The 11,918-nt window shown below is 33.5% G+C and carries 13 protein-coding genes and 2 pseudogenes; 6 read left to right on the forward strand and 9 right to left on the reverse strand.

Annotation, left to right across the window (positions count from 1 at the left end; all coding sequences use genetic code 11):
• Positions 1 to 26: 26 nt before the first annotated feature.
• Positions 27 to 788: a carbonic anhydrase gene (locus ACLHDE_RS05830; protein WP_415398268.1), complete on the forward strand. Its 762-nt coding sequence runs from the start codon at positions 27 to 29 to the stop codon at positions 786 to 788.
• 65 nt (positions 789 to 853) lie between these two features.
• On the opposite strand, the gene ACLHDE_RS05835 is transcribed toward ACLHDE_RS05830, so the two are convergent.
• From ACLHDE_RS05835 to ACLHDE_RS05845, 3 genes are all read right to left on the reverse strand, one after another.
• Positions 854 to 1,528: a YggS family pyridoxal phosphate-dependent enzyme gene (locus ACLHDE_RS05835; protein WP_415398269.1), complete on the reverse strand. Its 675-nt coding sequence runs from the start codon at positions 1,526 to 1,528 to the stop codon at positions 854 to 856.
• A gap of 470 nt (positions 1,529 to 1,998) precedes the next feature.
• On the reverse strand, positions 1,999 to 2,688 hold the full coding sequence (locus ACLHDE_RS05840; RefSeq protein ID WP_415398270.1) for a helix-turn-helix transcriptional regulator: 690 nt from the start codon (positions 2,686 to 2,688) through the stop codon (positions 1,999 to 2,001).
• A 108-nt stretch (positions 2,689 to 2,796) separates the two neighbouring features.
• Positions 2,797 to 3,927 carry a Fic family protein gene (locus ACLHDE_RS05845; RefSeq protein WP_415398271.1) on the reverse strand — a complete coding sequence of 377 codons (1,131 nt, stop codon included), beginning with the start codon at positions 3,925 to 3,927 and terminating at the stop codon, positions 2,797 to 2,799.
• Positions 3,928 to 4,162: 235 nt separating this feature from the next.
• Here ACLHDE_RS05845 and ACLHDE_RS05850 point away from each other — a divergent pair, with 235 nt between their 5' ends.
• On the forward strand, positions 4,163 to 4,432 hold the full coding sequence (locus tag ACLHDE_RS05850; protein ID WP_415398272.1) for a hypothetical protein: 270 nt from the start codon (positions 4,163 to 4,165) through the stop codon (positions 4,430 to 4,432).
• Positions 4,433 to 4,494: 62 nt separating this feature from the next.
• Here ACLHDE_RS05850 and ACLHDE_RS05855 read toward each other — a convergent pair whose 3' ends face one another.
• From ACLHDE_RS05855 to ACLHDE_RS05875, 5 genes and pseudogenes are all read right to left on the reverse strand, one after another.
• Complete coding sequence (locus tag ACLHDE_RS05855; protein ID WP_415398273.1) at positions 4,495 to 5,364, reverse strand: MBL fold metallo-hydrolase; 870 nt, start codon at positions 5,362 to 5,364, stop codon at positions 4,495 to 4,497.
• A 1-nt stretch (position 5,365) separates the two neighbouring features.
• On the reverse strand, positions 5,366 to 6,253 hold the full coding sequence (locus ACLHDE_RS05860; protein WP_415398274.1) for a methyl-accepting chemotaxis protein: 888 nt from the start codon (positions 6,251 to 6,253) through the stop codon (positions 5,366 to 5,368).
• 9 nt (positions 6,254 to 6,262) lie between these two features.
• Entirely contained in the window at positions 6,263 to 6,622 is a 360-nt protein-coding gene (gene nrtS, locus ACLHDE_RS05865; protein ID WP_415398275.1) for a nitrate/nitrite transporter NrtS, read from the reverse strand.
• 1 nt (position 6,623) lies between these two features.
• Positions 6,624 to 7,253 (reverse strand): annotated as a pseudogene (locus ACLHDE_RS05870) (HD-GYP domain-containing protein); the annotation flags it as partial.
• 339 nt (positions 7,254 to 7,592) lie between these two features.
• Positions 7,593 to 7,718: pseudogene (locus tag ACLHDE_RS05875) on the reverse strand (YgaP-like transmembrane domain); the annotation flags it as partial.
• 125 nt (positions 7,719 to 7,843) lie between these two features.
• Between ACLHDE_RS05875 and ACLHDE_RS05880 the strand changes: the two are divergent.
• Genes ACLHDE_RS05880 through ACLHDE_RS05890 form a run of 3 tightly spaced genes read left to right on the forward strand, consistent with a single transcriptional unit; the run spans position 7,844 to position 10,782 of the window.
• The gene (locus ACLHDE_RS05880; RefSeq protein WP_415398276.1) at positions 7,844 to 8,284 is read left to right on the forward strand and encodes a DoxX family protein; all 441 of its coding nucleotides are present in this window, start codon (positions 7,844 to 7,846) and stop codon (positions 8,282 to 8,284) included.
• A 3-nt stretch (positions 8,285 to 8,287) separates the two neighbouring features.
• The gene (locus ACLHDE_RS05885; RefSeq protein WP_415398277.1) at positions 8,288 to 10,042 is read left to right on the forward strand and encodes a glutamate synthase-related protein; all 1,755 of its coding nucleotides are present in this window, start codon (positions 8,288 to 8,290) and stop codon (positions 10,040 to 10,042) included.
• An 11-nt stretch (positions 10,043 to 10,053) separates the two neighbouring features.
• Positions 10,054 to 10,782: a peroxiredoxin-like family protein gene (locus ACLHDE_RS05890; protein WP_415398278.1), complete on the forward strand. Its 729-nt coding sequence runs from the start codon at positions 10,054 to 10,056 to the stop codon at positions 10,780 to 10,782.
• Between the two features lie 17 nt (positions 10,783 to 10,799).
• Here ACLHDE_RS05890 and ACLHDE_RS05895 read toward each other — a convergent pair whose 3' ends face one another.
• On the reverse strand, positions 10,800 to 11,405 hold the full coding sequence (locus ACLHDE_RS05895; protein ID WP_415398279.1) for a Crp/Fnr family transcriptional regulator: 606 nt from the start codon (positions 11,403 to 11,405) through the stop codon (positions 10,800 to 10,802).
• Between the two features lie 125 nt (positions 11,406 to 11,530).
• Between ACLHDE_RS05895 and ACLHDE_RS05900 the strand changes: the two genes are divergently transcribed.
• A complete protein-coding gene (locus ACLHDE_RS05900) occupies positions 11,531 to 11,719 on the forward strand; it encodes a hypothetical protein (protein WP_415398280.1) in 189 nt (62 codons plus the stop codon).
• Positions 11,720 to 11,918: the final 199 nt, after the last annotated feature.

Consider the following 11,918-nt stretch of genomic DNA (forward strand, 5'->3'; position numbering starts at 1 on the left):
AAAAAAATATTTTAAAAGGTAGTTATATGAAATTAAGTAAATTATTAGCAGGTAGTGTTACAGCTACACTATTAGCTAGTACACTTTTAGCAGGTGGAAATGGTACTCATTGGGGTTATACAGGACATGAGGCACCTAAAAACTGGGGGAATTTATCTAGTGACTATTCTCTTTGTAAAGATGGTAAAACTCAGTCTCCAATAAACATCACTTCTGCGGTTACGATTGAATCTTCAAACTTAGAGAAGATTGGTTTTGATTACTCTACTGGAATCTCTTCTGTAATAAACAATGGTCATACTATTCAGGTTAACTTTGATAAGGGTAGTAGCATAACTATAGATGGAATAAAATTTCCACTTATTCAGTTTCACTTTCACACACCAAGTGAAAATCAGATTAATGGTAAAAACTTTCCTCTTGAAGGGCACTTTGTTCACGCTACAAAAGAGGGTTCTTTAGCTGTTGTAGCTCTAATGTTTGAAGATGGTACTGAGAATCCATTTATTAAAAAAGTATGGGCAAAAATGCCTCATAATGCTGGTGGAAAAAATGCTATTAGTATCTCTGCTAAAGAAGTGAATACACTTTTACCGACAAGTAAAGATTATTACAGATTTAGCGGTTCTTTAACTACACCACCATGTTCGGAAGGTGTTAGATGGTTAGTTCTTAAAAATTATACAACTATCTCAAAATCTCAAGTAAAAGAGTTTATTCACTTATTTCACGATCACGCTAACAACAGACCTATTCAGCCGATTAACGCTAGAAAAGTAATGAAGTAGTTATTTGTTAAACAAGGGCAACTCTAAAGAGTCAACTTTAGAGTGCTCATTTAATGTCAATAATATTATTTATTAAACATAACCGAGCCGAGTCTAACCATGTTAGAGCCACACTCTATAGCAAGTTCAAAATCACCACTCATCCCCATAGAACAAATAGTTGCTCCATCTAAGTTTTTGTAAATTTCATAAGTAGTTTCAAAACTCTTTTTGATAATATCTCTATTATCACTATGAGCACCAATACTCATAACCCCTTTTAGGTTGATATTTGGACACTCTTTTTTAATCTGTGAATATGCATATGCTGCATCTTCAGGCATAAAACCATGCTTTGACTCTTCTTTTGCAGAATTTATTTGAAGTAGTACATCTAGAATCATATCTTTAGCTTCAAGTTTTTTCTGTAGTTCATGTGCTAAATCTATAGAATCAAGTGCATGAAATAAAGTAGGGTTGATATCAAGTAGGTTATTTATCTTGTTTTTTTGTAAGTTACCTACAAAATGCCACTCTAATGGCAGCTCTTCAAGTTTTTCAGCTTTCAGCTTTAAGTCTTGAACCTTGTTCTCACCAAAAGCTCTTTGCCCGATGTTATAAAGTTTTGCAATCTCATCAGAAGTGGAGTACTTGCTAATAGCTACTACTTTTACTATGTGATAGTCACTAACTCTAAGCCTAGCCGTCTCAACTCTTCTGATTACATTATCTATATATATTTTATATTCTTCTTGTGTCATTTGTTTCCTTTTTCGAGTAAATCTTTTTCTTTTGTAGCTAAACATTACTTCGTAATATTTGCTCGTCAAAGAGATTTTCACGACTTACCCCATCAATCTATTAATATCATTTATTAATTCTCTATATACACCTATAATAAGTGTTTCTAAGAGTTTTTAAATCCCTACTTCTTAAATATTTTTTATTACTAGGTAGGGATTTATTTTAAAGTTACTAGAATTATATCAAAAAGAGCTGTGATTGCTTTTTATAAATCTTTCAATGACTTTTGAAGGATATTTTTGAGTTCAGCTTTAATTACATTATTGTTTAGAATTCTAACTTCTGGTAGCCACTGTTTCACAAATGAAAGAACTTCAGCAGAATTATAATAATGAAGTTGAATCAATAGCGTGGAATCAGTCTCTTTAATCAGAGTGGCTTGTTTTGGAAAATTTCTTTGTATGTATAGTTTTGCATTACCAATAACCTATAAATTAACATTTTTAGGATTTCCATCAAACCATACTGAATTAAATTTAGCAAACGTATCTTCAATCTCTTTTTCTACTGCAATATTACTAATGTAATTTTCACCTGCAAACACTACTTTATCAATACTATTCATATGGTAACTTTTTAACTTTTTAGATTCTACATCATATGCTAATAAATACCAAAAGTTAGAGAAGTTAGCTAGTCGATATGGATGAACATAAACTTGTTTTGATGAACCATCTTTCTTTGTATAATAGAATGAACAACTTTCTTGACTTTTAATAGCTTTTATTAATTTATAAAATTCATCTGTATGTGTTATATCTTCATAGGCTATGTCTAAAATAAACATATTTTTATACTCTTTGATTTCTGGTATAGAAGGGTCAATATAGCGATTCATCTGTGGCATAGCACTATGTTGTAAGCTTTTTAGCAAGGCTAGGGCGATATCAAGGTTGTCATTACTGGCACTATGTACTCTAAATCCATCTTTAATTCGGTAGTTTTGATTACCGAGACTCTCAATTTCATAAATATCTTTAAACAGTTCTATGTCTTTTTGTATCTGTCGTTGTGATATTGAAAACTCCTTAGATAAATCTGTAACATTAATGATATTACCAGTACTTAGGTAGTCAATGATACCAACGAGTCTATGAGTTAAAGAAGTTACAGCCATAAATAATCCTTATTAAAAGTAAAAATATTTTAGCATACGAACTCATAGTTCGCAATAAAAAGTTACTATACTTGTATAGATTTTAGTTGGAAATGGAATGTCCCCTATTTAATAGACAATATCATATCTGATATTTCTTCCTTGAGTACCTTCAATCTGATGTAAACAACCCAATTTCACAAGCTCTTGTATATCTCTTTTTGCTGTTGCCAAAGATGTTTTGGTCATTGCAACATATTTTTTTGTAGTAAGCCCGCCTTGAAATTCTCCTTCGTTATACTCTAATAACTTGCTTAGCACTTTTAATTGGCGCTGATTTAAAGTAATTTGACGCACCTTATCCCAAAACTTTGTTTTTTGTATAACTCTGTTGATTGCATCAAGTGTCTCTTGAAGTGAGTCGTTAAATCTATCTAAATACCATGATACCCAAGCTGTACAATCTAAATCTGGATTGTCTATCAAGTTTTGAGACATCTCTAATTTGTCATAATAATTTTTACGATCCTTTGCTATTGCACTAGAGATAGAAAAATATTTATATTCTATCCCAAAATCTTTTGAGATTATGTAATCACTTATGATTCTTGCCATTCTGCCATTGCCGTCATCATAAGGGTGAGTAGTTACAAACCATAAATGTGCTATCGCGCTTTTAATATAGATATCGTCATCGCTTGTATTAATATACTTCAACAAAGCATCCACATCATTATCTATTCTCTTAGCAGGCACTCCTACGAAATGTACTTTTTCTTTTCCAATTACGCCTGAGACAATTTGCATGTCATCATAATCACGAAACACTCCCAGTTTGATTTTAGTAAAACGGCTTGGAGTCTGGGAAAGAAGTGAAATATGCCATTTATGTAAACGCTCTAATTCTAGTGGCGTTGTGTTGAGTATGGTATCCATTAAAATATCCGCGAGAGAGTCAGTGTGATGGGTAGACTTGTCATATACTTTGTCAAATGTTGCATCTAGTTTTTTTCTTATTGAAGATCTTACACTCTCTCTTTGAAGATGTTCCCCCTCTATTGCAGAAGTGGAAACAATCTCGCTTGTAAAAAGATCTATCTTAATGTTGGTTTGAGTATCTTTATCAAGAAGCGTGATTAATGCTTTTACTTGACCTATACTCTGAGATATTTGTGTGATTTTAGGAAGAAGCTCACGAAGGTTATAATTAAATTTTGGATAATTGGGATGTTGCCAAATCCATAGTTGTTTCTTTTTCATTTTTACCTCATGAGCTGATTAGTTTTCTAATCGTATCATTATATGAGCTACTTGTCAATTATAAATAGCTCATATTTTAGATAGTTCCAAATGTTACAGGTTTAGCAACTGTCTAGTTTATAAGGAACATTCCATATCCTTACAACTGTTTATGTTGTGAAGTGTAACATATATCACATGAATTGCTCAGTGACTTATGTTATACTTTTCTTAATTTAAAATATAAGGATATAAAATGAGAAAATTAAACCTAACAGCACTTTTATTTGGCGCAGTTCTATTTACAGGACTAGGTGTAACATCTGTGAGTGCAGAAAGTGCAAAATGTGGTGCTGGCAAATGTGGAAGTTCGATGGAAAAGCCTGTTAAAGCCGTTGCCAAATGTGGTGCTGAGAAAAAAGCTGCAGTAAAATCAGCGAAATGTGGTGCTGAGAAGAAAGCTGAAATGAAAGCCGCAAAATGTGGAGCTGAGAAGAAAGCTGCAAAATGTGGTGCAAATAAATAACAATCACTGCAAGTACTTGTAGTAGAGAACAGCCTAAAGCTATATTTCTCTGTTACAAGCAATTAAAGTTTAAATTTCATCCTATCTTCTGCAAAAATAACTTCACCTTTAAAAATATTTTTAATAATGTTTAAGCTTTCCTTTTCATGTCCAGCTGTTCTGTTCATTCTATGTGAGAGAACAATTTTTTTAACATCTGCTTTGTGTGCTACATTCGCAATAATTGAAGGATTCATATGTAAATCTTTGGCGAATTTTCCTGCATGTTCTGGGATGGCATGATGCGCTATGAAAAGGTCTGCATTTTTTGCTATCTTATCTAGCTTATAATTTTCATTGTTTGTATCACCACTTATAACTATACTTTTTGAACCTACATCAATTCTAAGTGCAAGTGCCGGTACAATTCCATGATGCACACTGATGAGTTTTAAAGTAAAATCTTTGTATCGTTTAGTGATTATGCCTTGTTGTTTTATTTCGAAAGGGATGATTTGAAATGAGTCACTTTGCGAAGAGAGTATGTCATTCATATAACGATATGCTCCATTTTTTCCAAACAGATTATTTAAAAATTCTGTAATTGAAGGAAAAAATTTATTTCCCTCTGGTGCAATAACTTCTAATGACTCACTTCGAGAACTAAAAAAACCAGCTTTAACAAAGGCGGGCAAATCTACACTATGGTCAATATGCAAATGGGTTAAAACAGTAGCATCAAGAGTTTCTAGTTTGGCACCACTCTCCTCAAAGCGAAGCATAGAACCACTTCCCATATCTACTAAAAGTTTTGCCTCTCCATTAATCCAAAGCAGATAAGAGGTACTTGCTCTGCCATCAATTTCAGGTCCTCCTGATCCGAGTATTTCTAGTTCAGCATTAGCAGAAAAAAGAAGAGTTGAGCATATAAACAGGGTCAGTAAAAACTTCATATTAGTACTTTAGATTTGACATCAGCTCTTTTGCCAAGGCTACATTTTTACTAGAGCCTTCTATCGCCTGTTTTGTATCTTCCACCAATTGATTCATATCACCTTGAATAGTTTCTGAATCTTTTAGCTGTGTATCAATACAACTTAAAGCGATGGATACCTCTTTTTTGTTCTCAGTAGCATTGAATCCAAGACCATTAAGTATATTTACGGTCTCTTCAGCCAAAGAAACACTGCTTTGAATTCCATCGAGCATTCCTTTTTGTCGCTCTAACACATCATTTGATATACCCATGATAAGGCGCATCTCTAGCTGAACTTGGTCGGCTGCTTTATTTGTATTATCTGCTAGTTTTCTCACTTCATCTGCTACAACTGCAAAGCCTCTTCCATGTTCACCTGCGCGAGCGGCTTCAATTGCTGCATTTAAAGCTAGTAAATTTGTCTGGTCAGCAATATCTTTAATAGAATTAACTAAGTTGCTGATACCATTTATCTTTTCATTAAGTTCTGATATTTGTGTTTGAAATTCATTTGTCAGTTCATGATTCTGTTGCAGAGTATCTGAAAGACGATTAATATGTTCACCACTTTGTGCTGTAGAGATGAGTGTTTTATCTGCGATTTCATAAGACTTTTGTGTTATATCTTTAATCTCTATAGATTGTGATATAAATCCATCTACCATACTTCGTGTATTTTCAATACTGCCTAAACGATTTTTAGACGAATCATTTACTCTTTGTGCATTGGTATAAATAGTGTTCGCAATATCAAACGAATTTTGCTCAAGTATATGCTCAAGCAATTTTTCTTTTCTTTGAAACTCTTCAATCACTTCGTTTTTAACAAGTTGCTCATTCTCTTTAAGTCTAATTCCAAATAACATATATATTCCTTATTTTAGTTTCCAGCGTGTGTTGATTCCACATGTAGGACATTCCGGTATGAGTTCATTTTCTTTAACATGGATTTCACATCCGCATTTTTTACATTTTAAATCTGTTTCAACAATAGCTTTCGTCCCAATCTGAAACTCTACTTTCATAGCTGTTGCCGTATATGTCGTTACGCCATAAGGCACAAGGTAAGTGAGAGTGAGCTTTATAAAACTGAGATTTGCTATCTCTAATGCAATAAGTGCTTCTCCTTGGTTTATAAGATTTAAAGTTGTTCCGACAATGAGTGAAACCTTTAACGCTCTATTTATCACACTTGGAGATACTACAATCTCACAATATATTTTGAAATGATTCATATTAATCATTATGTTTATCCCTTATTTCTAAAAATTTATCTAAATTATCAATAAAAAGTGTTACTAATTTTGGCTCAAAATGTTTGCCACTCTCTTTTTTGAAAAGCTCTAAAATATCATCCAACTTCCAAGCTTTTTTATAAATGCGCTCACTTCCAAGTGCGTCAAAGACATCTGCAATAGCGGTGATTCGTCCAAATATATGAATATTTTCACCAATAACTCCTCTTGGATAACCAGAACCATCCCATTTTTCATGATGTTCATGAGCTACTGTTGCAGCAGCTTTAAGTATGGGTTTGTTTGAACTTTTAAGCATCTCATAACCCAACTGCGCATGTGTTTGCATAATGACCCATTCGTTTTTATCCAATTTTCTAGGAGCATTTAAAACAGCATCAGGAATTCCCACTTTACCGATGTCATGCATAGGACTAGCCATTTGCAGCAAATCAGCCTCTTTATGTGAAAGCCCGTATAAAAGTGCGAGTTCTTTAGAATAAAGTGCAACGCGTTTTACATGGTTTCCAGTCTCTTTAGAACGTGTTTCACCTATTTCACCCATGGCATAGATAACTTCTCTCTGTGTCTCTTCTATAGCATCATTTAGCTCGATGACTTCAGTTACATCAGTAAAGTAAACAAGTAAAAAACCTTCTTTTTTTATGCCTTGAAGTTCTATTTGGTAAAACTTATTACTGCACTCAAAAATAGAAGTTTTTGCTTGAGCTTGTTTGATGATTTCTTTGTACTCTTTAACTTCAATATCTTCAATAGAGTGAATGTTAGTTAGCTCAGTTTCGCTGGCACTGTTTTTAAAAAGTATTTGCCCTTTACTATCAAAAATAAAGACAGGAGATGTTCTATACTTTGGAAGAAGAGAAAGATAGTAGTTTTGAATGCTAAATTTTTCATTAATTTTAAATATATAATACATAAAGCAAAATTTTGTAAAAGCTGTATAGTAAATAATAACGCTGATGATAGCAAGAAATATAGATGAGCTCATGACAGCATATGACAAAAGTGCCGTAGCAATAACCATACGAATATAAGATTCAGTAGTCCCCATGTTACAACTGTGTTTTTCAAACATGAAAACCCCTTTTATTATATATATTTACATTATATCGTAAGCATAGATGGCTGTTATGTGACAAGTATTACATACTTTAGTATTTACATTTGTTATTATGCTCTTATAAATTAAAGGGGTCTATTATGAAATGTAAACAAATGTATATGGAATTTTCTCGTTTGAGCGAGTATGGAAAATCTCTCTCTTTATTATTCGCTAGATTAGCAGTTGCGTATGGCTTTTATGAGCCCGCTATGATGAAATGGAGTGACATTGATTCAGTTGCTCAGTGGTTTGGTTCCATGGGTATTCCATTTCCAACAATAAACGCATATATGGCAGCAAGTACAGAAGCAGCAGGCGTGATTTTACTTACACTTGGGCTACTAACTCGTTTTATATCAGGACCTTTAATCATTATTATGATTGTAGCTATTGTTACGGTACATTTGCCACATGGATTTTCAGCTGGGAAAAATGGTTTTGAAATCCCACTTTATTACATGTTATTTCTGTTTATATTTTTAACAAGTGGAGCAGGAAAATTCAGTCTTGATAGATTGATTTTTGGCGATAAAAGTTAAGTAATGGAAGCATTACTTAACTTTACTAGCAATATGGGAAATTATGATTTCCCAATATTGGTTTTTTTGTTTAAAGCGGCAATTATTGTCTTTATAGTTGTTTCTATTGTATTATTTATTTATGATAAATTTTTTCAACGTGAAGACCAACTGCTTATAAACTACCCATTGATTGGGCGAATGCGTTATTTTTTTTACCTGCTTCGTGACCCAATGCGTCAGTATTTTGGAGATGAAAAATTTTATGAATCTTTTGACAAGGTAAAATGGGTTTATGATTCAGCTGAGCGAAAATCTGCTTACGCATCTTTTTCGCCAGGGCAACCTCAAAAATCAGCAAGACTTTCTATAAAAAATGCAAATTGTGTTTTAAATACAGAAGATGTCAGTAATGAGTTTAGTGTAACCTTTGGTGAAGATTCTGTAAACCCATTTAAAACAAAGTCGGTCTTTGGACGAAGTGCTATGAGTGATGGAGCAATCTCGCCTGAGGGTACTCGCGCTTTTTCCAAAGGAGCATACCTTGATGAGTTTCCTATAAATACAGGAGAGGGCAGTTTGACCTCTAACTTTTTATATACGCATAAATATAATCCTAAAGATAACTGGTACCTTGATGTTTTAGAGGGAACTTTTTTTGCAAAAACTGTCTTTACTCTATTAAAGTTTTTACTTAATCGCGCTGTTGCACAACGAGTTTATAGACATATGGTAATACATACAGTAGATAGTGAGAGTTACTTGTTTGATGAAGAGGAAAAAGTATGTTTCAGAGTAAATTGGAAGGCTCCATTAGAACATTTTCCAAAAGTAGTGCCATCAGATATTCCTGATATTATTTTTCAAATGGGCAGTGGGCTTTATGGAGTTCGCAACAAAGATGGAAAGTTTGATGAAGAGCGCTATAAAAAGTCGATGAGTTTTGCAAAAATGACTGAGATTAAAATGGCTCAGGGAGCAAAGCAAACTGGTGGAAAACTTTTAGCTTCTAAAGTCAGTGAAGCAGTTGCCTACTATCGTGGAGTTGAACCATATAAAGATTTGTTCTCTCCAAATCAGTTTCCACATGCCAAGACTCTTGAAGAATTGTTTGATTTTATAGGAAGATTAAAAAAGCTCTCCAAAAAACCAGTTGGAGTTAAAATAGTTATATCTTCACAAGAGTCATTTGATGAGTATGCAAATCTAATTAAAAAAAGAATTGATAAAGGTACTAATGCTTATCCTGATTTTATTACAGTAGATGGAGGTGATGGTGGAAGCGGAGCTGCACCTTTAGAGATGATGATGACTGTAGGAATGGTTATTGCAAAAGCACTTCACATTGCAGATAGCACACTAAAAAGAGTTGGTGTTCGAGAAAAAGTCAAACTCATTGCGAGTGAAAAAGTGCTCACACCAGATGATGCTGTTGTTCTTTTTGGAATTGGTGCTGATTATATAGCCATAGCCAGAGCATTTATGATGAGTGCTGGATGTATTAGAGCAAGAGAATGTTCAGGTGCTCATGGCAGAAGTTGTCCTGTAGGACTTGCAACGCAAGATAAGAAAAAAAGAGCTTCATTCTTAGTTGAGCAAAAAGCACAAAATATTGCCTCTTATCATGGACAACTGTTGGCAGGTGTTCGCCAACTATTAGCAGTTATTGGAGTAAACCATATATCAAAACTAAACAAAAGTCATCTTATATTTAAAGACCATACCGGTAAAACATATATGAATGTAGATAGATATTTTAAAGAATCATTAATAGATTGAAGGATAAATTTATGCGTAACACAATTATAATTATATTTTCAATGCTAGTTAGTACACTAACTGCATCCCAGGAAGTTGGTAGCTATCAAAAGTCATTTAACACACTAATGCAGAAGATGAATAGTACTCCATCAAAGTTTTCTGCAGAGGAGAAAGAAACAATGAAAAAAGCTGCTAAAGATTTGGCTGAATCTCTTCCAAATCCAGGAATCCAAGTTGGTCAAAAAGCTCCAGATTTTAGCTTGAAAAATGCCTTTGGAGAAGAAGTTATCCTACAAACTGAACTTAAAAAAGGTCCTGTTGTTCTCGTCTTTTATCGTGGAGCATGGTGCCCATTTTGTAATATGCACTTACATGTACTGCAAGAAAGTTTAGGAGAATTTAGAAAGTATGGGGCACAGTTAATCACTATAACACCTCAAACACCAGACAAATCAGTAGAGCAAATCAAAAAAGATGATTATCCTTTTGAAGTACTAAGTGATTTGGATAACTCAGTTATGAAAGAGTACAAACTCTATTTTGAATTATCTAAAGAACTTTTAGATATATATAAAAATAATGGTCTTGATATAGAAGCTTTTAATGGTAAAAACCATACTGCACTACCAATACCTGGCAGTTTCGTTATAGATTCTAAAGGAATAGTTAGAGCTATGCAAGCGGATTCAGATTATAAGGTACGCATGGAGCCAAAAGTTATTATTGATGCATTAATAAAAATATCTAAGGATAAATAGTGAGCCTCTCACGCAGCTTAGCAGATCTCTATTAAGCGGCGAGAAAGTTTTACAATACCATTTTTTTCAAAACCTTTTAAAAGTCTACTGACTACTTCACGAGATGTTCCCAAAATATCACCTATCTCTTCATGTGAAATATGAATTGATTTTTCATCTTGTGAAAGTAGCCATTGTAAAAGGCGAGTGTCCAAACTAGAAAAGCGAATCTCTTCTATGAGAGATGCCATACTATCGAGTCGTTTAACATATTGGTCAAACACATATCTCTGAAATTCCTTATCTTCAACAAATAACTCTGCAATGAGTCCAACAGGTACATCAAAGCCTTCCAAATCTGTCTCAGCTATGGCAGTACCAACAGCGGGGGCACTATTATATGAACTTGTAAAGTTTACATTACACTGCTCACCTTGCTCAAAATAGTAGAGTAGAACACTTTGTCCATTTTCATGTTGTCTACTAACTCGAACACGACCTTTTGTTAAAAAAAGTATATCAGCACAAATATCACCTTGTGAATAAAGTTTCATTCCAGACGGAACTTCTATAAATGTAGATGCTGCTAAAAGTTTCTCTTTACTCTTCTCTTCAAGTTTATCAAAAAAATCGAATTCTTGCATTATTAAAACCTTTATGTTTTATCAGATTTTAGCACATAATTATAAAAATATATTATGTGATAGAGGTTACAGACAATTAATTTTTCTTGTGTCATAATGTACCTAATATAAAAAAGGAGGATGTTATGTGTATCCCTCATGGAGCGACCGGAACCGTAAGTAATGGTTTTGTCAAGAAAGATAAACCACAAAAGAGCATAAAAAGAGTTTCTCAGGATCAGTTTGAAAAAGGTGACCCTAATTTTGTAGATGAAAGAACAAAAGCGTACAAACCTAAAGAGGAAAAATCATTTCTTGCGTCTTTGTTTAAGTGATATATAATTAGAGATAGGTGTAGCGGAAATATCATACAGTATCTCATCGACACCGCCACCAAACTTAGTAACTGGCGGATTTAGGTTTGGAAATAATCCAAAAACCTCTTATTTTTGGAACAGATTTTAGTAACTGTATGAATGTTCCAAATAGAGTTGAATTGTGGAATATTCTCCAAAACCTACAGGTTGTTGATCT

Origin of the sequence: Sulfurimonas iocasae (genome assembly GCF_047716755.1) — a bacterium.
Lineage (GTDB): Bacteria > Campylobacterota > Campylobacteria > Campylobacterales > Sulfurimonadaceae > Sulfurimonas.